At 72.7% G+C, this 23,344-nt stretch carries 20 protein-coding genes; 3 read left to right on the forward strand and 17 right to left on the reverse strand.

What is annotated here, in order from left to right:
* Positions 1 to 467: 467 nt before the first annotated feature.
* Positions 468 to 1,127: a GNAT family N-acetyltransferase gene (locus AAH979_RS34840; RefSeq protein ID WP_346262380.1), complete on the forward strand. Its 660-nt coding sequence runs from the start codon at positions 468 to 470 to the stop codon at positions 1,125 to 1,127.
* Positions 1,128 to 1,166: 39 nt separating this feature from the next.
* Here AAH979_RS34840 and AAH979_RS34845 read toward each other — a convergent pair whose 3' ends face one another.
* The 7 genes from AAH979_RS34845 to murJ form a co-directional block, all read right to left on the reverse strand.
* The gene (locus tag AAH979_RS34845; RefSeq protein WP_346262381.1) at positions 1,167 to 2,336 is read right to left on the reverse strand and encodes an N-acetylmuramoyl-L-alanine amidase; all 1,170 of its coding nucleotides are present in this window, start codon (positions 2,334 to 2,336) and stop codon (positions 1,167 to 1,169) included.
* A 404-nt stretch (positions 2,337 to 2,740) separates the two neighbouring features.
* On the reverse strand, positions 2,741 to 3,064 hold the full coding sequence (trxA, locus tag AAH979_RS34850) for a thioredoxin (RefSeq protein ID WP_130461256.1): 324 nt from the start codon (positions 3,062 to 3,064) through the stop codon (positions 2,741 to 2,743).
* A 35-nt stretch (positions 3,065 to 3,099) separates the two neighbouring features.
* Positions 3,100 to 4,056, reverse strand: a complete 957-nt coding sequence (gene trxB / locus AAH979_RS34855) for a thioredoxin-disulfide reductase (RefSeq protein WP_346262382.1) — start codon at positions 4,054 to 4,056, stop codon at positions 3,100 to 3,102.
* A gap of 183 nt (positions 4,057 to 4,239) precedes the next feature.
* Positions 4,240 to 5,412, reverse strand: a complete 1,173-nt coding sequence (locus AAH979_RS34860) for a hypothetical protein (protein WP_346262383.1) — start codon at positions 5,410 to 5,412, stop codon at positions 4,240 to 4,242.
* The gene (gene sigM / locus AAH979_RS34865) at positions 5,409 to 6,170 is read right to left on the reverse strand and encodes an RNA polymerase sigma factor SigM (RefSeq protein ID WP_346262415.1); all 762 of its coding nucleotides are present in this window, start codon (positions 6,168 to 6,170) and stop codon (positions 5,409 to 5,411) included. The genes AAH979_RS34860 and sigM overlap by 4 nt, the downstream gene beginning before the upstream one ends.
* Positions 6,171 to 6,549: 379 nt before the next feature.
* Complete coding sequence (locus tag AAH979_RS34870) at positions 6,550 to 8,175, reverse strand: protein kinase family protein (RefSeq protein WP_346262384.1); 1,626 nt, start codon at positions 8,173 to 8,175, stop codon at positions 6,550 to 6,552.
* A gap of 585 nt (positions 8,176 to 8,760) precedes the next feature.
* Complete coding sequence (gene murJ, locus AAH979_RS34875) at positions 8,761 to 10,479, reverse strand: murein biosynthesis integral membrane protein MurJ (RefSeq protein WP_346262385.1); 1,719 nt, start codon at positions 10,477 to 10,479, stop codon at positions 8,761 to 8,763.
* A 153-nt stretch (positions 10,480 to 10,632) separates the two neighbouring features.
* On the opposite strand from murJ, the gene AAH979_RS34880 reads away from it, so the two are divergent.
* Positions 10,633 to 12,111 carry a CCA tRNA nucleotidyltransferase gene (locus AAH979_RS34880; RefSeq protein ID WP_346262386.1) on the forward strand — a complete coding sequence of 493 codons (1,479 nt, stop codon included), beginning with the start codon at positions 10,633 to 10,635 and terminating at the stop codon, positions 12,109 to 12,111.
* A gap of 81 nt (positions 12,112 to 12,192) precedes the next feature.
* Here the strand turns inward: AAH979_RS34880 and AAH979_RS34885 are convergent, their stop codons facing one another.
* The gene (locus tag AAH979_RS34885) at positions 12,193 to 12,408 is read right to left on the reverse strand and encodes a hypothetical protein (RefSeq protein WP_346262387.1); all 216 of its coding nucleotides are present in this window, start codon (positions 12,406 to 12,408) and stop codon (positions 12,193 to 12,195) included.
* Positions 12,409 to 12,594: 186 nt separating this feature from the next.
* On the opposite strand from AAH979_RS34885, the gene AAH979_RS34890 reads away from it, so the two are divergent.
* Positions 12,595 to 13,227 (forward strand): hypothetical protein, encoded by a 633-nt coding sequence (locus AAH979_RS34890; RefSeq protein ID WP_346262388.1) that lies wholly within the window; start codon positions 12,595 to 12,597, stop codon positions 13,225 to 13,227.
* Between the two features lie 207 nt (positions 13,228 to 13,434).
* On the opposite strand, the gene AAH979_RS34895 is transcribed toward AAH979_RS34890, so the two are convergent.
* From AAH979_RS34895 to AAH979_RS34935, 9 genes are all read right to left on the reverse strand, one after another.
* On the reverse strand, positions 13,435 to 14,964 hold the full coding sequence (locus AAH979_RS34895; RefSeq protein WP_346262389.1) for an SPFH domain-containing protein: 1,530 nt from the start codon (positions 14,962 to 14,964) through the stop codon (positions 13,435 to 13,437).
* 130 nt (positions 14,965 to 15,094) lie between these two features.
* The gene (locus tag AAH979_RS34900) at positions 15,095 to 15,607 is read right to left on the reverse strand and encodes a hypothetical protein (protein ID WP_346262390.1); all 513 of its coding nucleotides are present in this window, start codon (positions 15,605 to 15,607) and stop codon (positions 15,095 to 15,097) included.
* 196 nt (positions 15,608 to 15,803) lie between these two features.
* Entirely contained in the window at positions 15,804 to 16,976 is a 1,173-nt protein-coding gene (locus tag AAH979_RS34905) for a hypothetical protein (protein WP_346262391.1), read from the reverse strand.
* Positions 16,973 to 17,497: a SigE family RNA polymerase sigma factor gene (locus tag AAH979_RS34910; RefSeq protein WP_346262392.1), complete on the reverse strand. Its 525-nt coding sequence runs from the start codon at positions 17,495 to 17,497 to the stop codon at positions 16,973 to 16,975. Before AAH979_RS34910 ends, AAH979_RS34905 begins: the two co-directional genes overlap by 4 nt.
* Before the next feature lie 192 nt (positions 17,498 to 17,689).
* On the reverse strand, positions 17,690 to 19,885 hold the full coding sequence (locus AAH979_RS34915) for an MMPL family transporter (protein ID WP_346262393.1): 2,196 nt from the start codon (positions 19,883 to 19,885) through the stop codon (positions 17,690 to 17,692).
* Between the two features lie 52 nt (positions 19,886 to 19,937).
* Positions 19,938 to 20,516, reverse strand: a complete 579-nt coding sequence (locus AAH979_RS34920) for a helix-turn-helix domain-containing protein (RefSeq protein ID WP_346262394.1) — start codon at positions 20,514 to 20,516, stop codon at positions 19,938 to 19,940.
* A gap of 87 nt (positions 20,517 to 20,603) precedes the next feature.
* Positions 20,604 to 21,605, reverse strand: coding sequence for an NADPH:quinone reductase (locus tag AAH979_RS34925; RefSeq protein ID WP_346262395.1), 1,002 nt, complete (start codon positions 21,603 to 21,605; stop codon positions 20,604 to 20,606).
* Positions 21,602 to 22,831 carry an MFS transporter gene (locus tag AAH979_RS34930; RefSeq protein ID WP_346262396.1) on the reverse strand — a complete coding sequence of 410 codons (1,230 nt, stop codon included), beginning with the start codon at positions 22,829 to 22,831 and terminating at the stop codon, positions 21,602 to 21,604. The genes AAH979_RS34925 and AAH979_RS34930 overlap by 4 nt, the downstream gene beginning before the upstream one ends.
* 31 nt (positions 22,832 to 22,862) lie before the next feature.
* Positions 22,863 to 23,342, reverse strand: coding sequence for an Rrf2 family transcriptional regulator (locus tag AAH979_RS34935; protein WP_346262397.1), 480 nt, complete (start codon positions 23,340 to 23,342; stop codon positions 22,863 to 22,865).
* Positions 23,343 to 23,344 lie beyond the last annotated feature (2 nt).

The following is a 23,344-nucleotide window of genomic DNA, read 5'->3' on the forward strand; positions in this document are numbered from 1 at the left end:
CGGGGGACGCCGGCGCCGCTGCCCGCTCGTCCCGCCTCCCTGCGCTCGTCGTGCCTCCCCATGATGATGGCCGGGACGGTCACCGAAACGCATTCCCGAAACAGGTCGTTTGATCCCGCCCGGGCGCCCTCGGCACCTCGAACGCCGCGCCCGTTCTCCGTCCCGGTCCGCTCGATCCCCGCCGTGCGGGCGGGTCGGTGGGGCTGTCCGGCAACTCCGCCGGTCGGCGCTCGTCGCTCGATCGTAATCCCGATCACCCGGTAAGGCCCTCGGCCCGGCGGTCCGTCCACATGTCGGACCGGTTGACCTGCCCGGTTACCGGCTGAGCCGGGGGAAACGGTGCGTAGTCGACCCGTCCTCTCCCGAGCCGGGAGGTTCCGGCGTACGATCGCTCGTTGGGGGTAGGGACCGGAGATGGCGATATTTGCGGTCTTTGGACTCCGGGGACGATTTGTGGGGATGCGCCGATGTCGCGACGTCTGGTCAGTCTGACCCTCGACACTCTCGAAGACCTGCCCCGGCCCTGCCGCCGGTGCGTCTACTGGGAGCTGGATCCGGTGGCGGCCGAACGTGCCCGCGAGGCAGGCGACCCCGGCCTGGAGAAGGAAGCCTGGGTCTCGCAGACGCTGCTCGAATGGGGCTCCTGCGGAAAGCTCGCGTACGTCGACGGTATGCCCGCCGGATTCGTGATGTATGCCCCGCCGGCCTACGTCCCCCGGTCGATGGCGTTTCCCACCTCGCCGGTCTCGGCGGACGCCGCACTGCTGACCACGGCACACATCATCACCACCTTCGCCGGTGGCGGGCTGGGCCGGATGCTCGTCCAGGGGGTCGCGCGGGACCTGACGAAGCGGGGCATCAAGGCGATCGAGGCGTTCGGCGACGCGAAGTTCGGTGACGCCGGTGACGGCGCGGGCGGCTGTGTCGCCCCGGCCGACTACTTCCTCTCCGTCGGCTTCAAGACGGTACGACCCCATCCGCGCTTTCCCCGCCTCCGGCTGGAGCTGCGTACCGCACTGTCCTGGAAGTCCGACGTCGAGTACGCGCTGGAGAAGCTGCTCGGCTCGATGAGCCCGGAAGGACTGCTCCGCCCGGTACGCCCCGCCACCCGCTCGGCCGCCGGCTGACGGTGCACGGCTGACGGTTCACCGGCCGGCCGCAGCCGGTCAGTCGTGGGCGGCGGCGCCGGCCGCCACCATCGCCCGCAGCTCGCTGACGTCGATCGAGCCGGTCGGCACGTCCTCCTCGACCGGGAAGTACATCCGCTGCACCGCGGCGACGATGGCGTCCACCACCCGGTCCCGGAACCGGGGGTCGATCAGCCGGGCCCGGTCGGTGGGTGAGGTGAGGTAGCCGACGTCGACGCGTACCGCCGGCATCCGGGTCAGCCGGAGCAGCTCCCACGTCTTCGCGTGGGTCTGGCAGTTGCGCAGCCCGGTCCGGGCCACGATCTCCCGCTGGACGAGCCCGGCCAGCCGTTCGCCGACGCTTGAGGTGACCCCGTTGGCGGTGCCGTAGTGGTAGGTGGCGACCCCGTCCGCCTCCGGGTTGGCGTGCCCGTCGATGTGCAGCGAGATGAGCAGGTCGCCGCCGAGTTCGTTGGCCAGGTCGGCCCGGGTGAGGTCGGCCAGCGGCGCGGCCGGCGCCGGGCCCCGGGTGAGGTGCACCCGCATGCCGGCGGCGGCGAGCCGGCCCTCCAGCCGGGCGGCGAGGTCGTAGGCGAGGTCCGCCTCGGTCCACCGCATCGTGCCGTCCTGCACCACGAACCCGGGATCGAAGGGGTCGTGACCGGGGTCGACCACGATGACCTTGCCGACCAGGTTCGGGCCGGACTGGCGGAACGCGTCGGACTCGCGGAGCAGGGTCGGCCGGCCGCCGACCACCTTCCGGCCGAGCCGGCGCAGCGCGTTCATGGTGTGCGGGCCACAGGCGCCATCCGGGGGGAGCCCGACCTCGCGCTGGAACTGGGCGACCGCGCGGGCCGTCCGGGCCCCGTACACGCCGTCGGCGCGACCGACGTCGTAGCCCATCTCCAGCAGGCGCTCCTGGAGGGTACGCACGTCCTCGCCGATCAGCGGGTCGGGAATCGCCTGGTAGAGGGTACGGGCACCGAGGCGCCAGCGGGCCGCGTCCAGCGCCCGCCAGGTCTCCGGGCCGACCTGACCATCGACGCTGAGCCCACGGTCCTGCTGGAAGGCGCGTACCGCACGCTCGGTCTCCGCCTCGAATTCGTCGGCGCCGGGCGGCCCACCGGCGGGCAGCAGGCCCAGCCCGACCAGGACGGCTCGGATCTCGGTGACCGCACGTCCCCGGTCACCACGTCGGATCGGACGCACGGACAACCTCCCTCTGCGTGCCTGCGGCTGACTGCCCGGCTGTCGGGCGGGTGTGCCGGATCGGCCCTGCGACCGGTCCGGCGGCGGACGGTTCGTGGCTCCTCCGGGCGGCCCCGATGGACCGGTCGACGGGGTCCGGCCCGGCGGCGCCGGCGCACCGTCGCGAGGAGGAACGCTTCCGGAGCGTACCGTGGCGCTCCGGCCCCCGCCCGTCGTTGACCGTACGGTATCCGGCCAATCCCGCCGATGAGCTGGGGATATACCCGTTCGGCCGGTGCCCGACGCGTGCTGGCCGCGATTGTGGCGGATCAGTCTCGACCGGTGGCCGGTCCCGCCGGCCGGAAACGCCGACGCGCCCGCGTCCGAGGATCCGGAGACGGGCGCGTCGGCGTGGCGGTGGCGCGCTACAGCGCTGTTTCGATGAGCTTGATCAGGTCGCTCTTGGGGCGGGCCCCGGCGATGGACTGGACGGGCTCGCCGCCCTTGAACATCGTCAGGGTCGGCACCGACAGCACCCGGTAGGCACGGGCCGTCTCCGGGTTGTCGTCGATGTTGAGCTTGACGATCCGGACCTTGTCCCCCAGTTCGCCGGCGATCTCTTCCAGCAGGGTGTCGACCTTGCGGCACGGCCCGCACCACTCGGCCCAGAAGTCCACCAGTACCGGCGTATCGGACTGCAGCACGTCACTGGCGAAGTTGGCGTCCGTGACGGCGCTTGTTGCTCCCACTAGTCCTCCTCGGGGGTTGCTTCGTGCGTTGGTGTTCAGTCTTCGTCGAGCGTCGCGAGGAACCGCTCGGCGTCGAGGGCGGCGGCACAGCCGGTGCCGGCCGCGGTGATCGCCTGGCGGTAGGTGTGGTCGACCAGGTCACCGGCGGCGAACACGCCGGGGATGTTGGTCCGGGTGCTCGGCGCCTCGACCTTGACGTAGCCGTTGTCGTCCAGCTCCACCTGACCCCGGAAGAGCTCGCTGCGCGGGTCGTGGCCGATCGCCACGAACACGCCGCTGACGTCGAGCGTCTTGGCCTCGCCGGTGTGCGCGTTGCGCAGGCGTACCCCGGAGACCTTGCCGTCGTCGCCGAGCACCTCTTCGACCACGCTGTTCCACTCGACGTGGATCTTGTCGTTGGCCAGTGCCCGGTCCGCCATGATCTTGCTGGCCCGGAACTCGTCGCGGCGGTGCACGATCGTCACCTTGCTGGCGAACTTGGTGAGGAAGGTCGCCTCCTCCATCGCGGAGTCGCCGCCGCCGACCACCACGATCTCCTGGCCGCGGAAGAAGAAGCCGTCACAGGTGGCGCAGGACGACACACCGTGCCCCAGATATTCCTGCTCGCCCGGCACACCCAGCGGCCGCCAGGCCGAACCGGTACTCAGGATGACCGCCTTCGCCCGGTACGCCGTCTCACCGACGTACGCCGTGCTCACCCTGCCTTCGCCCGGTACGCCGGTGTCGACCAGCTCGACCCGGGTCACGTCGTCGGTGACGAACTCGGCCCCGAACCGCTCGGCCTGCTTGCGCATCGAGTCCATCAGCTCGGGACCCATGATCCCGTCCGCGAAGCCGGGGAAGTTCTCCACCTCGGTGGTGGTCATCAGCGCACCACCGGACTGCACACCCTCGATGACCAGCGGTTTGAGATTGGCGCGCGCGGCGTAGACCGCCGCGGTGTAGCCGGCCGGCCCAGAGCCGATGATGATCAGGTTGCGGACCTCGTCCACTGCCGTCTCCCGATGTGTGTCTCTGCGCCACCGGCGCCAGGCGCCGACGGCGGTCCGAGCGCCGGCCACGTACGGCACCGGCGCCTGCAAGCCAGAACGTCATCGTACGAACCGGGGATTCCCGAGCCGGTCATCCGGTGGGTCATGTCACTGCGTCGACCAAACAGCCGATGAGGCGTTGTTTTACCCTACCCGGCTCTGGTAGATGAGGTCGGCAGCGGGCGAGCCGCAGTTCGGACCGGTCACCCAGGCCCAGCGGGCCCCCGAGCGGTCGGTGAAGACGACGACGAGCGCGGCCCGGCCCTGGAAGGTGGCGTAGTCCACCAGGTCGACCGCGACCGGGCCCTGCGCGTGGGCCGTTGTGATCGCGTCGAGGCAGGCGGCGAGTACGGACCGGTCGGTCAGGCGTTCCAGCGACTTGCCGGCCCCCGTCGGCAGGCAGCACGGCGAGGCGCCGGCGGCCGAGAACGGGCTGGCAGCCGGGGCGGCGTCCTCCCGCACCGGGCCGGAGCTGCGGTTCTGCGGCGCGGACCGGGTGGCCGGCGTGGTCGGGGCAGCCTGCTTGGTCAGGTGGGAGACGGTGTCCGGCAGCGAGTCGGGGGTGTAGTCGGTGCCGGTGGAGAGGACCCGCTCGACGGACGGTTCCACCACCGTCCGGGGCGGGCCGGAGCCGAGGACCTGCGGTGCGGCCGCGTCCTCGCCGGAGTTCATCGCCGTACCGGCGGGCTGGTCACCGGCGCTGTCGCCGCCGTCCACGAGACCACTGACGGCGAACCCGGCGAAGCCGGCGACCACGGTGGCGAGCAGGATCGGACCGGCCATCCGTCGCGTCCAGCGCCGCCGCCGACCCGGTCGGCCGGGACGCTGCGCGCCGCCGGGCTGCGCGGGTACGCCGGGCAGGTGTCGACGGGGCCGGCCGCTCGGACGCGTCGGTCCGCCCGACGGGGATCCGCCCGACGGCCCGGTCCCGGAGTCCGGAATGGCACCGGACCGGGTACCGGCACCCGGTGCCGCGGCACCGACCGGCTCCGCCGAGGCGTCGGCAGGCGCCTCGGCGGGCTGGTCCTGGGCTGCGGCGGCCGGGTCGGAGGTGCCGGGGGTGGCAGCGCCGGCCAGCGCCGAGCTGAGCCGGTCGACCACCACGGGCGGCATCGGAGTCTGCGCGGCGGCCAAGCCCGCCAGGTCGAGGCGTACCGCGTCGAAACCGGCGGTGAGGTCGGCGAACGCCTCCGCCCAGGCCGGGTCCTGGTCGACCAGCCGGGCGATCTCGACCTCGTCCGGGGTGCCGTCCAGCGCGCCACCGACATAGTCGGCCAGCAGGTCGAGATCGACCTCCCGGAACTGGCCCCCGGTCACGATTCCTCCTGGTCCTGGTCGGTCCGGCCAAAACGCCGGTCCGGTGCCACCTGCCTGTCCGCCCCGAGCCGGATCGATTCCGATCGGACGCCGCCACCGGAGCCGAGGTTCCCGCTGGTGACCGACGGCACCCTGGGGCTCGGCGCGGGATCGCGACCGGTCGCCGGTCGGAGGTGGCCGAGCAGCACGGCGAGTCGGGCCCGTCCCCGGGCGCACCGGCTCTTCACGGTGCCCTCGGCGACACCAAGGATCTCGGCCACCTCGGCGACCGGATAGCCCTGTAGGTCCACCAGCACCAGCGCGGCCCGCTGCTCGACCGGGAGTTCCGCGAGCGCCTGCCGTACGACGAGCGTGGTGTCGTGGTCGATGGCCGGCGCGGCCGGCTCGACGCCACCCTGCCATCGGGCGGTGTCGAGCGGGCGGGTGCTGTCCGGCAGCGGCACGGTCGGATGTGCCTGCCGACGGCGGATCCGATCGAGGCAGGCGTTCACCACGATGCGGTGCAGCCAGGTGGTGACGGCAGCCTCGCCCCGGAACCGGGCCGCCGAGCGGTGCGCCGAGAGCAGGGCGTCCTGGAGGGCGTCCGCCGCCTCCTCCCGGTCGGTCACCGTACGCAGCGCCACCGCCCAGAGGCGGTCCCGGTGCCGGTGGAAAAGGGTCGCGAAGGCGTCCCGGTCGCCGTCGACGTGTGCCCGGAGCAGCTCGGCGTCGCTGCGCTCCGGGTCGCCGGCCCATGCACCGCCGGCGGCCTGGGTCACCCCGTCAACCTGGTTCGACACGTCCGTGGCCGGCGTTGTCGCGTCCGTGCGCGGCGGCGCCCCGGCCGGACCCGGCTCGTCCGTCGACGACCCGATCCCGGACGGAGTGAGTCCGTCGGATGCACCGGGGGCGTCGGGGCGGGTGGTCGAGCCGAGTCGGGTCGAGGAGGCCGGCCAGGTCGTAGGGTCGGTCCGGCCTCCGGTCTGCGGTCCGTGCGGGTCGGTGTTGCCCATGGTCGGGCCTGCCGGCCGGGCCGGGTCGGTCGGCGCCCAGGGGCGGGCGGAGGGCGAGCCGGCCCGGCCGGCAGCGTCGGAACCCAACCCGCCGGTCATGGCCGCACGATAACCGAGTCACGCACGCACTGGGACGACCGGCAGCTCACCGACTCTGGACCGTGATCTCCTGAACGCCGATCTTCCACCGGCCGGAACCCGGCTCGGTCTCCGGCAGGTCGGTGATCCACAGCATCAGGTACTGGTATTTCTGGCCCGGCGCGAACTGGCTGAACAAGACCTTGGTCCGGTCGCTCTTCTCGTACGCGTTGCCGATCCGGGTGCTGTACGCCTCGACGAGAGCCCGGTCGCCGCTGGCGGTCGCCGGGAAGTCTTTGGTGCCCGAGCGCAGCTCGGCGGAGACGCCGCTCTCGGAGAAGTCCACCTGCACGCTGGTGACCTCGCGGGGCTCACCCAGGTTGATCAGGATGCCCATGCCGGACTTCTTGTTGCCGAACTTCGACCCGTTCCGGTAGGTCTCGGTCTCCCAGCCCTCGTTGACGTCGCCGTCAACCGCCTTCTCCACCTCGTCCAGTTCGCTCCGGGTGCCGTCCGGGTCGATCACCCGGACCTGGTTGCCCGTGAGGTCGACCTTGCGCGGGGTGGCGGCCGGTGGCTCCGGGTCGCCGGCCACCGCGGGTTGGGTACTGGTCCCGGTGCTCGGGGTCGGTCCGGCCTGGCCGTCGGTCGAGTTCCGATCGCCGACCAGCGCGTTGATGCCGAGCGAGAGCCCGACCAGTGCGATCACCAGCAGGGCGGCGATGCCGATCAGCATCCTGCGGTTGCTGGGCGTCGGCAGGTCGGGGCCGCCGTCGTCGCCGGAGGTGAAGCGGAGGGGCCCGCTGTCGAGGTAGTGCTCCTCGGCGGCGGCGTCGAGCCGGCCCAGCTCGGCGGCGAGGACGTCCGAGGACGGCACCGCGAGCTGCGAGTCGAGCAGGTCCATGGTGAGGTCGTCGAGGTAGGCGGGGACTCCGGCCCGGACCTGCCGGGGGGCCGCGATGGTGCCGCTCGCGTCCCGGACCGCGTCCGGCAGCGGCGAGCGGGACCGCCGGGTCGAGCCGGCGGTGAGGGACGCCTCGGTGTGCGGCCAGTGGCCGGTCAACGCGTAGTAGAGGATGCCGCCGACCGCGCGTACGTCGGTCTCGGGGGTGTCCGCGCCGTCGGTGCGCGCGTCGGCGAGCACCACCCGGCCGTCGTCGCCGACCATCACGGTGCCGGGGTGCAGGTTGCCGTGCACCATGCCGGTGGCGTGGATTGCGGAGATCGCCCCGGAGACGGCGTGCGCGATGCTGGTGGCCCGGGCCGGGTCGAGTACGCCCTCGGCGACGAGTTCACGCAGGGAGTGGCCGTCCACCCACTCGCGGACGACGTACGCCCGCTCCTCCTCGTCGATCGCGTCGTAGACGCCGACCAGGTTGGGGTGGATCACCCGGCTGGCCGCCACCGCGGCCTGGAGCATCTCCTTCGCCGAGTCGCCGCCGGGATAGCGCAGCACCACGGCGACCGGTCGGCGCAGCACCACGTCGACACCGCGCCAGACCTGCCGGCCCGCGCTGTCGTCGTTGATGTGTTCGGCAAGCTCGTACCGTTCGGCCAGGATCTCACCGACGGCGGGGGCACCGAAGGTCATCACGGACGGAGCTGCCTCGTCCGCCTCCTGACCTTCGCCGACCTGGGTCACCCGTCCTCCCTCGGTGATCGTGTCGATCGATGGACCCGTGCTGCTAGGCATCTGGCTTCCCGCTCCGCCTTCGAAGGAAATCGGACGGCCACCGGCACTCCTAGCCTAGGCGCTCGCCGCACTCGTCGAGAGCGACCTTACCCGGGTCTGACTGATCCCCGACACGTCATCTTGCGGCCGTACGTGGACCTGCTGGGCGGATGTGTCGGGAAGCGCGCTGGATCGTCCGCTGTCAGCCACCTTGATGGCCCGTGCTTTTAGTAATCTATAGGTTAATTTCAACAGTTTGCTACCGGGTCGGTGTGCCGGCCCCGCCGCCCCCGCCCGGCACCCTTGTCGTCCGGGGCGTCGGCGTGCACCCGGCACCTTCCCCCGTGCGCCGGAAGTATGCCGGACGCCCGAGGTCGACAGCATCCGGGTGGTTGCCGAACGGCGGTCACGTCGGTCACACCGCAACGGTGCTCCGCAGCGCCGGCACGTCGGTGTCGAGAGCCGGGCCGGCGGGGTTGTCGCCGCTTCGTCGTGACATCGGGTCAGCCGCCTCGGCCGAGCCGTTGTCCACAGCCTGTGCGTGGAGGTCTGAGCCGGACCGGCCGGGTTATCCACAGGTACGTCCCCAGTCCGCACTCCGACCGGTCACCGGCCGAGCCGGCGGCGGACCATGCCGACCACCGTGGTTATCTCCCGGATCCGCAGCAGCAGGGCCAGTCCGAGGTACGTGGCGCCGATCGCCGCTCCGCCGATCGCCACCTCCAGGAAGCCCAGCCAGCGGTTCTCGGTCGCCTGACCCGGCAGCAGGGTCACCACCAGCAGGCCCACCAGGGTCGCGCCGAGGGCCGCCACGAGTACCCGGCCGAAGGTGTTGAACATCGCGCCGAGGCCGATCCGGCCGATCCGGGGGCGCAGCAACCAGGCGGAGATCACCGCCGCGGCGACGTACGAGACGGCGTTGCCGAACATCATCCCGGAGGCGAGTACCGAGGTGGAGAACGCGGCGAAGACGAGCACCTGCACCAGGATCCGGAGCAGTACGACCGGGATGTTGATCAGCGCCGGCATGCGGGTGTCGGGCAGCGCCCAGAACGCGAAGGTGAAGACCTGACTGACCGCGAACGGGATCAGCGCCAGCGCGGCGACCAGCAGCACCGGTGAGATGGCACCCGCGTCGCCCCGGGCCGCGCCGTAGTCGAAGAGGCTCACCGCGATCGGCTCGGCGAGTACGGCGTAGCAGACCGCGATCGGCGCGAGTACGGCGGTGACGGTCCGGACGGTACGGGACAGGTCGCTCGCCATGTCCTCGAACCGGCCATCGGCGGCGGCGGCGCTCATCCGGGGCATCAGGGCGGTGATGATCGAGACTGCGATGATGCCGTGCGCCATCATCAGCAGCAGGAAGACGTTGTTGTAGATGGCCGGTCCGGCCGACTCGCCCTCCACCTGGTTGAGCAGGTTGAAGAGCACGATCAGGCCGACCGAGTTGACCGCCACGTAGCAGAACATCCAGCCGCCGAGCCGGCCCAGCTCGCGCAGGCCCAGCTCCCGGAAGTCGAACCGCCACCGCCAGCGGAAGCCGACCCTGCGCAGCGCCGGCAGCAGGCCGACGGCCTGGACGACGATGCCGAGCAGGGTGCCGCCGCCGAGCAGCAGGATCCGACCCGGACTCATCTCGTCCGGCTCGATGATCTGCGCGCCGTAGACGGCGATGTAGAGCGCGCAGGCGGCGATGATCACGAGGTTGTTGAGGATCGGTGTCCACATCGGCGCCGCGAAGTGCCCACGGGTGTTGAGCACCGCGGCGACCAGCGCGCTCAGCCCGGAGAAGAAGATGATCGGCAGCAGCAGCCGGGAGAGTGTGGTGACCAGGCCCTGGTAGTCGTCGCCGCGGCCGCTGGCGTAGATCTCGGTCAGCACCGGGGCGGCCACGATGGCCAGCACCGCGGCTACGCCGAGGGCGAGCACGGCCAGGGTGAGCAGGCGCTGGGCGTACGCCTGGCCGCCGTCGGCGTCGACCCGGCGTCGGCGTACCAGCACCGGCACCAGCACGCTGGTCAGGATGCCGCCGAGCAGGAACTCGTAGACCATCTGCGGGATGATCAACGCGGTGGCGTACGCGTCGTTGACGGCGAAGGCGCCCAGCGCGGCCGTCACCATCAGGGTGCGCAGGAAGCCGGTACCCCGGCTCACCAGGCTGCCGATCGCCATGATCGCGCTGTTGCCGGCGGCGCTGCCGGCGGTCTCCGGCGGCGGTGCGGTGCTCTCCAGGGCCGGCGACGCGGAGATCAGCGTCGCGCCGTCCTGGGGCGGCGGGACGCCGTCGGGCATGGCGTTGGCGCTGCGGTACAGCCCGCCAGCCATCTCAGCCTCCCAAGGGGTACGGCGGGCAGGGGCGCCCGCCGGCACTGTTGGAACATTAGTCAACCCGGTCACCCGGCCGCCCGGCCGCGTCGCCGGTCAGTTGGTGTGCCCGGCGCCAGCCGGTGCCGGACGGTTCAGTAGGCTGGCGATCCCATGTCCGAAACATCCGCCCCGCACAGCGCCCCGTCGACGCCGTCCGCCAGCCGGTCGGCCCTGAGCGCTGCCCAGCGCAATGCCGTCGCGGAACTGCTCCGGGTCTCGCCGGTCGCCGACGAGTTGGGTCGCCGGTTCGCCCGGGCCGGTCACGAGCTGCACCTGGTCGGCGGTTCGGTCCGGGACGCCCTGCTCGGCCGGCTCGGCGAGGACCTCGACTTCGCTACCGACGCGCACCCGGACGAGACGCTGCGGCTGCTGAAGGGCTGGGCCGAGGCGACCTGGGAGACCGGGCGCGAGTTCGGCACGATCGGCGCCCAGCGGGACGGGCTGCGGCTGGAGATCACCACTTTCCGGGCCGAGTCGTACGACCAGGTGAGCCGGAACCCGGTGGTCCGGTACGGCACCGACCTCGCCGACGACCTGCGGCGCCGGGACTTCACCATCAACGCGATGGCGGTCAGCCTGCCGGGGCACGACTTCACCGATCCGCACGGCGGGCTGGCCGACCTCGCCGACCGGGTGATCCGGACCCCCGGCACCCCGGCCGAGTCGTTTGGGGACGATCCGCTGCGGATGCTCCGCGCGGCCAGATTCGCCGCACAACTGCGCTTCGCCGTCGCGCCCGAGGTCCGGGAGGCGATGCGGGCGATGGCGGCCGACCTCGACCGGATCACCGCCGAGCGGATCCGGGACGAGTTCACCAAGCTGCTCTGCGGGGCCGACCCGATCACCGGGCTGCGCCTGCTGGTCGACACCGGCCTCGCCGACCGGTTCCTGCCGGAGCTGTCCGGGCTGAAGCTGGAGATCGACGAGCACGCACAGCACAAGGACGTCTACGAGCACACCCTGATCGTGGTGAGCAACGCGGTGCGGCTGGAGGAGGAGGGCTGCGACTTCGTCCTCCGGATGGCCGCACTGATGCACGACGTCGGCAAGCCGGCCACCAAGGCGGTCGGGCCGGACGGCCGGGTCAGCTTCCACCACCACGAGGTGGTCGGCGCCCGGTTGACCAAGCAGCGGATGAAGGCGTTGCGCTATCCCAAGGACGTGATCGGCCAGGTGGTCGCACTGGTCGGGCTGCACCTGCGGTTCTACGGGTACGGGCGCGGCGAGTGGACCGACTCGGCGGTGCGCCGGTACGTCACCGACGCCGGTGACCTGCTGCCCCGGCTGCACAAGCTGACCCGCTCCGACTGCACCACCCGGAACCGCCGCAAGGCCGCCGCGCTGGCCGCCGACTACGACGCGCTGGAGGAGCGGATCGCGCGCCTCCAGGCGGAGGAGGACCTCGCCCGGGTACGCCCCGACCTCGACGGCAACGCCATCATGGAGCTGCTCGGCGTACCGCCGGGGCCGATCGTGGGTCGAGCCTGGCGGTACCTGAAGGAACTGCGTCTGGAGCGGGGCCCGCTGGACCGGGACGAGGCCGAGGCCGAGTTGCTGCGCTGGGCCCGGGAACAGGGCATCACCGACTGACGGGCCGGTCTGGCGGTCCGACCGATCTCGCCGCGGACCGGCATCCGGGGCGGTGCCAGGGCAGCACCCGGGCGGTGCCGGTCAGCGCAGCGCCGAGCGGGTCGTCGGAGCCAACCGTAGCTGTCGCGGCGGGGCGACGAGCGCGGCGCGCAGCTCGGGCAGCACCTCGTCCCGCCATCGGGTAGACCGGTCCAGGCGCCGGAGGTGATCGTCGAGCCGCGCGGCATCGGCGAACCGGGTGAGCCAGCAGACGACGTGCTCTCCGACGACGACCGGATGGCGTACGCCGTTGCTCATGACTCTCCCGTCTCCAGGGTCTGGTCCAGCACGTCGGCGATCGACGTACCCGCGAGTTCCCGGCGTAGCGCCCGGTCGACGTCGCCGTAGAAGCCAGCGCGGTGTCAATGCCGGAACGGACGGTTCGCCCGCCGCGTCCACTGGCGATACCGTCCTATCCGGCGTACGACAGGCGGGGAGGTGATCGTGGACGTCTCGGGTCGGCCGGGCGACCGCTCCTTCCTGGTCCCGATGGTGGCGCTGGTGTCGACGCTGGTGGCCCTCGTCGTCGCGATCGTGCTGGTGGTCGTACTCCGGGACGGCGGGTCGCAGGACCCGACCGGCGCCGGCCCGACGGATCCCGCCCCCGCCACCGGCGGCGACCCGCCGGCCGGGAGTACGCCGAGCGGCGCACCGGGCGCGCCCGGCTGCCTGGTCGGCACCTGGCGGGTCACCGAGCATCAGGAGCAGGTGGACGTGCCCGAGGTGGGCCGGCTGAGCTTCACCGGAGGCACCGGGTCGACGCTCTCGCTCAGCGCCGAGGGCGCCGGGATCGCCGACTACGGCGACGGCACGGTCTTCTCCAGCAGTCACGGCGGCCAGGAGGTCGTGCTCGAACTGCGGGGCAGGGTCAGCTACCGCTACGCGCTCGTCGGCGACCGGATCGAGCTGCGGGACGTACGATCCGCGGCCGAGGTGCGGCTGCGGGTCGGTGCCGGTACGCCCGGACGCTGGCAGCCCTTCACCGCCTCGACCGCCCCGTCCAACTACACCTGTGCCGGCGACCGGCTGACCCAGCAGTCCCTGGCCTTCACCACCCTGTACGCCCGGTCGGATTAGGGAGCCCAGAGCGGCGATCACCACACCGGCACCGCCGGCCGGACTGCTGGACCGGGTTCCGGGACTCGCGGCGGGGGTGACCGTGGGGAGGCGGGGCTCGCTCCGGAGCCCGTGCGGGAGCAGCCGGCCCGCGCGCAAACAGCAGGCGGCCCGGCACCGGAGCGGCAACTCCGGTACCGGGCCGCGGGGTGGAACGTCCCCGGGTGGTCAGCTCTTCGGCTCGACCGCCTTGCCGCCGTTGGTCAGCGTGCCGTCGACGATCTGGTCGACGTTGCCGCGGGCCGCGCCGAGCCGGGCGAGCAGCCCGGTCAGGTCGACCCCGGTCAGGTCGCTGCCGAGCTGGAGTCCCTGGGCCACGTTGGCCGCCACCGACTTGGTCAGCGAGGAGGCGCCATCGGTGGAGATCACCGTGATCTTGTCGATCGCGCCGACCGGGGCGCTCGCCGCCTCGACCACCTGCGGCAGTACCTTGACCAGCAGGTCGAGCACGGCCGCCTCGCCGTACGACGCGAACGCCTCGGCCTTGCGGGACATCGCCTCCGCCTCGGCCTGGCCCCGGGCGAGGATCGCCGCGGCCTCCGCCTGGCCCTCCCGCTCGACCGCGTCGGCGATGGCGGTACGCCGGCGCTGCTCGGCCTCACCCTCCTTGGCACCCTCGATCGCGTTCGCCTCGGCCAGGGCCGCCCGGCGGGCCCGCTCGCCCTCACCGGTCAGCCGGGCCTGCTCGGCGGCGGCCTGCGCGGCCGCGATGGTGGCCTGCCGCTCGGCGTCGGCGGCCAGCACCGCCGCGTTGCGGGACGCCTCGGCCTCCTGCTCCACCTTGTACCGGGCCGCGTCGGCCGGCTTGCGGACCTCGGTGTCGAGCTGGCGCTGCTTCAGTTCGGCGTTGCGCTCGGCGACCTTCTGCTGCTCGGTCAGGATCGCCTGGTCCCGCTCGGCCTGGGCCAGCGGGCCGGCGGCGGCCGACTTGGCCTTGGCGGCGTCGATCTCGGCCTGGATGCCGGCCTGCTTCAGCGCCAGGTTCCGGTTCGCCTCCGCGATCGCCTCCTCGGCGAGCAGCCGCTCCTGCTCGGCGACCTGCCGGGCCCGGGCCTCGGCGATGGCCGCGTCCTTGAGCACCCGGGCCGCCTCGGGCCGGCCGAGGTCCTGCAGGTAGGAGCCCTCGGCCAGGATGTCCTGGAGCTGGAAGGTGTCGAGCACCAGACCCTGGTTGGTCATCGAGTGCTCGGCCTCCTCGGCGACCGCGCTGGCGAAGGCGGCCCGGTCCCGGATGATCTCCTCGATGGTGAGCCGGCCGACGATCGAGCGGAGCGCACCGGCCAGCACCTCGCGGGTGAAGCTCTCGATCTCGTCCTGCTGGTGCAGGAACCGCTGCGCCGCCGCGCGGATCGCGTCCTCGGTGCCGCCGACCTTGACGATCGCCACGCCGTGCAGCTCGGCCCGGATGCCCTGCTTGCTGACCGCGCCCTTGATGCTGACGTCGATCCGCCGGCTGGACAGGTCGAGCGACTGGAGCTTCTGCACCACCGGCAGGACGAAGACCGAGGCGCCGAGTACGACCTTCTGCCCGGACATGTCGGTGGAGCGGCTGCCGTCGGCGCTCTGCGTCGTACGGCCCTTGCGGCCGGTGACGATGAAGGCCTCGTTCGGCCCGGCGACTTTGATCCGGGAGAGCACGAACATGACGAGGATGAGGGCCAGGAGCACTGCTCCGCCGATGGCGATGAGGATCAGCATGGCACCGTCCATTTCGGATTGGGGGTTGGCGTGCGCGGTCGACTGCCGAGGTTCGTGGGGGTGGACATGGTGTCGGGGTGGGGGTGCCGGTGTCCGGGCGGCGGCGCTCGGCGTACGGACCGACCTGGAGTCAGTAGGTCTCGACCAGGACGCTGGTCTCGGTCAGCGCCTCGACGACGAAGATCTGCGCGCCGAGCGCTATCGGCCGCTCGGCTCTGGCGTTGAGTTTCACCGGCTGGCCACCCACCCGGACCCGCACCTCGCCGTAGCCCGCGTTGGGGATCGGGGTGACCACCACCCCGAGGGCCCCGACCAGGTCGTTGCGGGTCGGGGTGGCGTCGGTGTGCATGTTGCGGGCCGCCCGGGAGAGCCGGGCCGCGAGCCAGCCCGCCGGCACCGCCGCCAGCGCGCCCAGGCCACCGGCGGCGGCGACCTGGCCGAAGGTACGGCCGCCGATCACCTCGTTGGCGATGGCTCCGCCGAAGCCGAGTACGCCGGCGAACCCGGCAATCGTCTCCAGGCTGATCGGGCCGTCGATGTCCGGGTTGCCGAGGTGCGCCAACTCCGTACCGAGCAGGGCGAGCACCAGCACTGCGACTCCGGCGCCGCCGATGATGAGGAAGATCAGAGTCCCCGCTGCCACGACTGCAAGGTAACCGGCCCGGGCAACCTGTGAGTTGGCTGAGCGCTCGGACGCCGGCCGGTGGGCAGCGGATCGGGGCCTGGTTCACCGCACCCACCCCGGCCGGACGTCCGTGCGACATTAGCCGCTCACCCATCCGGATTGGGGGCAGAACCTGCTCGATCCGCGGTGTGCGTACCGGATCGTTACCCGACGATCACCTGGCCGCGAACCTGATGTCGTCGCTGCTGACCAGTTCGAGCGGAAGTTCGGCCCGCTCGTGCTCGGCACCGCTCGGGTCGACGAGCACCGCGGTGAGCCCGCCGGGCCGGGCCGGGTCCAGATAGAGCAGCCGGCTGGGCGTGATCCAGGTTACGTCGGCGCTCGGCAGTTGCCGTACCACCTTCCCGGTCTGCGTCGAGACGAGCTGCGCGGTCACCTTCTCCTTGGCCGGCGGTGCCGGTTCGCCCCGGGCCGCCGAATCCGACGACGCCGAGACCACCACCAGCGAGCCGTCCGGAGACCACGCCGCCGAGCTGGCGACACCGCCCTGGATCGGCAGGAACCGGGTGGGCATGCCGTCGTCGGCTGCGAAGAGCTGTAGGCCGGGCGGAACCACCTTCGGGGCGTCGACGACCGCTTCGGCCTGCGACAGTGCCACCTCCCGGCCGCCGGGAGCCCAGGTGAAGCGGCAGACACCGAGGCAGGACACCGGGCGCGTCTTGACCGGGTAGTACTGGAAGTCTCCGGCGTCGGGGGTGAGCAGCCCGATCGTGTACATCCCGGTCTTCCTGTCCTGCAGGGTGGCCAGCAGTCGCCGTCCGTCCGGCGACCACTCGACGCCCATGACCGTCTTGCCGGTCCGGAACCACTCCGGTTTGCCGGTCGCCAGGTCGTACAGCGCGACGTCGGTGGGGCGGCCGGAGCTGCGTACCGCGGCAACCGGGAGGCGCGGAGAGACCCGGACCGACGTGTAGCTCGCCGGGACGCTGACGTAGCGGCGCCGGGCGGAGTCGTATGCCCAGGTCGGGCCCGCCTGCCGGGTCGAGCCGGCACTGAGCAGCAGCGCACCGCCGGGCAGCTCCACCGGCCCGTTCCGCCAGTCGCCCGGCGACTCGGACCGGGGCGTCGGCGAACTCGCCGGCGTGGTCGCCGCCGGTGGTCCGCCGATCCCCAGGGCCGGTGGCTGCGGGTCGGGCCGGAGCCAGACGTACGGTGCCGCGATGGCGCCGATCGCGACGAACGCCGCCGCGGCCGCGATCGTCTGCCGGCGTCGGCGCATCCGCCGGCCCTGGACGATGGCGGTGGCGGCGAAGTTCGGCGGCTGGTGGGGGCTGCCGGCCAACTCGCGTACGGCCTCCCGCAGCAGCCGGTCCGCGCGCTCGCTCATCGCAGTGCCTCCGCCCGTTGGGTCAGCTCCGCGAACTCCGGCACGAGTTCGCGGAGTTTGCTCAGTGCCCGGGACGCCTGGCTGGCCACGGTGCCGGGGCGGCAGCCGAGCGCCGCGGCGGTCTGCTCCACCGTCTGGTCCTCCAGATAGCGCAACACCAGTACCGCCCGCTGCCGGGGTGGCAGCATCATCAGCGCGTCCCGGAGCATCATCCGGACCGCCGTGTCGTGGTCGTGCTGGGTGTCGGCGGCAGGTGGCTCCGGCACCTCGGCATGCGGCACCTCGGCCCGCCGTCCGCGCCGCCGCCAGGCCGAGACCTGGTCGTGGTAGAGGATCTGCCGGACGTACGGCTCCGCGTCGCCCCGGATCCGGGGCCACCGGGCGTACGCCTTCGCCAGCGCGTTCTGCAGCAGGTCCTCGGCGGCGTAGCGGTCACCGGCGAGCGCCTGGGCGACGCGGAGCAGCACGTCGCCCCGCTCGTGCACGAACGCGGTGAATTCCCGCTCGGACGCCCGACCCACGGCACACCTCCCGCTCCCTCAGACGCCGGGGACAGCGAAAAGTTTGCCTCGTTCGGAAAACGTGCCGACCAGCGGCTTCGCCGCCGCTGGCGGAGGCGGCCGGCGCCGACTCCAGGGTTGACCGGCTCCGCAACGGATCGTGGGCTGTTACCGCCCCGCCAGGGGTGGTAACAGCCCACGATCGGGCGGGGCTCAGACCCCGGCGGGGACCCGTTCGGGTTCGGCGTCGGTGGCCAGGTGCCGGCGCAGGCGTTCGCCCTCGATGTCGACGTTGGGCAGCAGCTTCGACAGCCAGCCGGGCAGCCACCAGGCGCTCCGGCCGAGCAGCGAGATCACCGCCGGCACGATCGTCATCCGGACCACGAACGCGTCGATCGCCACCCCGATGGCGAGGGCGAAACCCATCGATTTGATCACCGGATCGTCGAGCAGCACGAAGCCGGCGAAGACCGAGGTCATGATGAGCGCGGCGGCGGTGACCACCCGGGCGCCGTGCCCCATGCCGTTGATGGTGGCCTGGGTCGGGGTGTCGCCGTGCACGAAGTCCTCCCGCATCCGGGAGACCAGGAACACCTCGTAGTCCATGGCCAGGCCGAACAGGATGCCGATCAGCAGGATCGGCAGGAAGCTGACCAGCGGACCCGGGGTGTCCAACCCGACCAGCTCACTGAGGTGGCCCTGCTGGAAGACCAGCACGGTGAGCCCGAAGGTGGCCCCGACGGTGAGCAGGAAACCCAGCGCCGCCTTCAGCGGTACCAGCAGCGACCGGAACACCAGCATCAGCAGCAGTACCGACAGGCCCACCACGAGCAGCAGGTACCACGGCATCGCGTCGGCGAGCTTCGCCGAGACGTCGATCCCGACCGCCGTCTGGCCGGTCAACGCCACGTCGGTGTCGCCGAGCCGGTCGATCGGGCCGACCTTCTCCCGGATCTGGTGCACCAGGGTCTCGGTCGCCGGGTCCGTCGGGCCGGTCGTCGGGATCACCGCCAGCAGGGCGGTCAGCCGGTCCCGGCTCAGGTTGGGCGGGCTGACCGCGAGCAGGTTCTCGGTGCCCTGGAGTACGGCGGTGACCTCCTGGGCGACCGTGCCGGTGCGTTCGGGCGAGTCGCTGGAGACCACCAGGGCCAGGCGGTTGTTGAACCCGGGCCCGAAGCCCTCGGTGATCAGGTCGGCGGCCTCGCGCTGCGGCGTACCGTGCGGGGCGGTGCCGTGGTCCGGCAGCGCGACCCGCATGTCGGCGGCGGGCAGCGCGAGCGCGCCGAGCCCGAGCACGGCGACCAGGATCAGCGGCACCCGCAGCCGGATGACCAGCCGGGCCCAGCGGAAACCGAACCCCTCGGTAGCGGCGGCCGGCACCGCGCCGGTCGCGGTGCGCCGCAGCCGGCGCGGCAGGATGCGCCGGCCGGCGAAGCCGAGCAGCGCGGGCAGCAGCGTCAACGCCACGAGTACGGCGACCGCGACGGTTCCGGCGGCGGCGAGTCCCATGATCGTCAGGAACGGGATGTTCACCACGGCCAGCCCGGCGAGCGCGATCACGACGGTGACCCCGGCGAAGAGCACCGCCGAGCCGGCCGTGCCGATCGCCCGCCCGGCCGCCTCCTCCGGCTCCAGCTCCTCCAGCAGGTTCTGCCGGTAGCGCGAGGTGATGAAGAGCGAGTAGTCGATCCCGACCGCGAGGCCGAGCATCAGGGCGAGCACCGGTGCGGTACTGGTCAGCTCGATGGTGTTGCTGAGCGCGTACAGGCCGGCCATTCCGGCGCCGACCCCGATCAGCGCGTTGAGCATCGTCATCCCGGCCGCGACCAGCGAACCCAGCGTCACGACGAGTACGACCAGCGCGATCAGCACGCCGATGCCCTCGGTGCCGCCCACCTCGGGCACGCTGGACATCACCTCACCACCGTGTTCGACCCGCAGCCCGGCCGCCGTCGCCGCCGAGCCGCTCTGCTCGTACGCCTCGCGCTGCGCCTCGGTGACCTCGTCGGCCTGGTGGGCGAACTGCACCTGTACGAGCGCGTGCCGGCCGTCCTGGGAGAGCGCCCCGGTGGTGAACGGGTCGAGCGCGCCGACCACGCCGGGTAGGGTGCCGGCCTCGCGTACCAGCTCGGCCACTGCCGCCCGGCGGTCCGGCGTGCCGAGCTGCTGGCCTTCCGGCGCGGCGACCACGATGGTGCCGGTCGCGCCGCTCGCCTCCGGGAACTCCCGCTTCAGCGCGTCGATCGCCCGCTGTGACTCGGTGCCGGGGATGGAGAAGTTGGTCGAGGTGGGGCCCATGAACGCCACCGCTGCCCCGCCGAGCGCGGCCAGCAGGACGAGCCAGAGGACCACCACGAGCCGGCGGCGCCGGAACGATGCCCGGCCTAGTCGGTAGAGGAGGGTCGCCATGTCGCTTCCTTCGGTCGAGGGGTCGGACTGGTGGTGGAGGGGCGGTGTGGGTTCAGTGCCGCGCCGTGCGGTCGGCGGTGGGTACGTCGGCCTCGGGACGCAGCGCGCGGCGGGCCACCCGGAGCAGCGCCCGGCGGAGGTCGGCCTCGTCGTCGTCGGTGTGCTCGATCACCACCGCCGAGATGCCGGCGAGCACTACCTCGGCGGCGATCCGGTCGGCCGGGTCGGTGCAGCGCCCGGCCACGGCGTCGACCAGGCGGGCGGTGACGGAGGCGAGGTCCGTGAAGGCCGGCTGTTCCAGCAGGTGCGCCGGGTCGTCGTAGATCAGCGCGACCTCCCGCCGGTAGGTGAGCACCAGGTCGACGAAGCCGTCGATGGCGGTCTCCCGGGCATCCGCCGCGGCGAGCCCGGCGAGCCGGGCGTCGAGGGCGGCCAGGTCCCGGGCGGCGGGCGCGACCAGCGCCAGCAGGATCGCCTCCTTGCTGTCGAAGTGGTACAGCAGGGTGGCCTTCGAGCAGCCCACCTCGACCGCGATGTCGTGCAGCGAGGTGCCCTTGAAGCCCATCCGGGCGAACTGCCGGGCCGCGACGACCAGGATCTCGTCCCGGGTCCGGCTGCTGCTGCGCGCCATCCGGCTCACCTCCGGACCCGAGCATGCCTGACCGATCGGTCAGAGAGTTGACCGATCGGTCAGGTTGTGACCTGAGCCACTCTCAGGTCAGCACCCGGGCGCCAGGACCAGCCGGGTGCCGCGCAGCTTGCCGGCCTCGACCCGGCGGTGCGCCTCGGCCGCCTCCCGCAGGGACAGGATCTCGGTGCCCCGTGGGCGCAGCCGTCCGGCGGCGAGCAGTTGGTTGATCATCCGAGCCGCCGCGCCGAGTTCGGCGGTCGAGGCACGCGAGATGACGAACCCGACGACCGCCCCGTCCCGGGTGTAGAGGCTGCCGGCCGGGAGCACCGGTCGGGTCCGCAGTCCCGCCAGCAGCACCACCCGGCCCCGGTGGGCGAGTAGTTCGACCGCGTTCTCCAGGTCGTTGCGGCCGTACGTGTCGAGGTAGAGGTCGACCCCGTCCGGACAGAGCGCGCGGACCCGTTCGGGCCACCGCTCGTCGCGGTAGTCGAGGACCTCGGCCGCGCCCAGCGACCGGCAGTACGCCTCGTCGTCGGCAGCGGCGGTCGCCACGACCCGGGCCCCGGCGGTACTGGCCAGGACCACCAGCGCACTGCCCACGTTGCCGGCCGCACCGGCTACCACGACGGTGTCGCCGGGGCGCAGCCGGCCGTGCGTGAACAGCGCGAGGTACGCGGTCGCGGTGGGGTGCACCACCGCCACCGCGAGTTCCGCCGGCACCCCGTCCGGCAGCCGGTAGAGCCGGTCGACCGGCACGACGGCCCGCTCGGCGGCGGCACCCTGCCGGCCGTCGTGACCGAGGCTGTTGCACCAGACCCGGTCACCGGCGGCGAACCCGGGTGCGCCCGGACCGGCGGCGACCACCGTGCCGACCAGGTCACGGCCGATCACGAAGGGCAGCGGCACCGGGGTCGGATAGGCGCCCGACCGGACGAAGGTGTCCACCGGGTTGACCACGGTGGCGTCAACGGCGACCAGTACGTCGGTCGGCCCGGGGCCGGCGATCGCGAGGTCGCCGTACCGGATCTCGGTGGCTGCGCCGAGCCGTTCGACGTACGCGGCCCGGGTGGTCAGCGGTGCCGGGGTCATCCGGTCGCGCTCCCGGCCCGCCGTGCCGGCGCGGTCGCCAGCAGGAAGAGCAGCGCGGCCAGCGCACCGGCCGCGCCGACGGCGAACGCGGCGGCCGCACCGGAGGTGATGGCGAGGCCGCCGACCGTGGTGCCGAGGCCGATGCCCAGGTAGATGCCGGAGGAGTTCAGCGACACCACCAGCGGTGCCTCCTGCGGGGCGGCCTCGATCAGCCGGTGCTGCTGCGGAGGCGTCTGGCACCAGCTACTCGCCCCCCAGACCAGCACGAGGACGCCGACGACCGCCGGGGGGACGCTGCCGCCGCCGGCCGCCCAGCCGAGCAGGGCCAGGCAGGTCACCATGCCGAGATATCCGGTGCCGAGCACCCGGGTCGGCCCCCATCGATCGGTGGTGTAGCCGGAGAGCAGGTTGCCGACCACCGCGCCGACCCCGTAGAGGAAGAGCATCAGGCTGACCGAGGTCGGCGGGATCCCGGCCGCGCCCAGCGCGGGGACGGCGTACGCGTAACCGGTGTAGCAGGCGGCCATCCCGAGGACCGTCAGCGGCAGTACGGTCAGCACCCCGGGCCGGCGCAGCACCGCCAACCGGGTGCGCAGCGGGGTACGCGGGTTGCCGGGCAGGCTGGGCATGATCAGTCGTACCCCGACCGCCACCAGCAGGCAGAGCCCGGCGACCGTACCGAGCGCGGCGCGCCAGCCGAGCCACTGGCTGGCCACGCCGCCGAGCGGTACGCCGAGCGCGGTGGCGACGGTCAGCCCGCCGACCACCACGGCGAGGGCCCGGGCCCGTAGTTCCGGGCGGACCAGCGCGGCACTCACCGCCCCGGCGTTCGGGGTGTACGCGGCGGCGCCGGCCGCTGCGGCGACCCGGGTGGCGATCAGCATCGGCAGGCTCGTGGCCAGCGCGGAGCCGAGGTTGGCGACGCAGAGCACCAGCAGGGCCCCGACCAGCAGCGGGCGGCGCGGCACCCGGGCGGTGACCGTGGCGACCAGCGGGGCGAGTACGGCGTACGAGAGCGCGAAGACCGTCACCGACTGTCCGGCGGCGGCGGTGGAGACGTGCAGGGTGTCCGCCATCTCCGGCAGGAATCCGGCGACGACGAACGCGTCCGTACCGACCGCGAAGGTCCCCATCGCCAGCACCAGGGTGGGCTTCAGGCCACGGTCCTGCGCTGCCGCGCGCCGTTGCGGGGCGGACCGGTCGGACGGAATCGAGAGCCGGGACATCTACCTTCTCCTGTGCTGGGCCGGGTGGTGGTCAGCCGCGGAGCAGCCGGTGGCGCTGCTGGGCCCGCTCGGCCGCCTGCGGCGGTGCGGCGGACATCAGGTCGGCGAGGGTCTGCCCGGCCAGTTCCCGCCGCCAGGCCAGCTCGGCGCGGCGCATCACCGCGGTGATCGCGCAGGGCCGGCGGAACTCCGGCGCCGACGGGTCGACACCGGGGCCCTGTTGCCGGATCTCGGTGCACCGGAACGCGGGCTCGGGGCCTTCGACCGCCGTGACCACGTCCATCACCGTGATCTCCGCCGGTCGCCGGGCGAGCCGGAACCCGCCGCGTACCCCGGGGGTGGAGCTCAGGATGCCGGCGCGGACGAGCCCCTGGAGGCACTTGCTCAGATAGGCGGGCGGCAACTCGAACCAGGTTGCCAGCCGTGGTGCCGACACCGGCTCGTCGTCGCCGATCCAGGCGAGCGTGAGGCAGCAGTGCAGTCCCCATTCGACCCCTTCGCTTATCCGCATAA

Source organism: Plantactinospora sp. ZYX-F-223, assembly GCF_039649625.1.
Classification (GTDB): domain Bacteria; phylum Actinomycetota; class Actinomycetes; order Mycobacteriales; family Micromonosporaceae; genus Plantactinospora.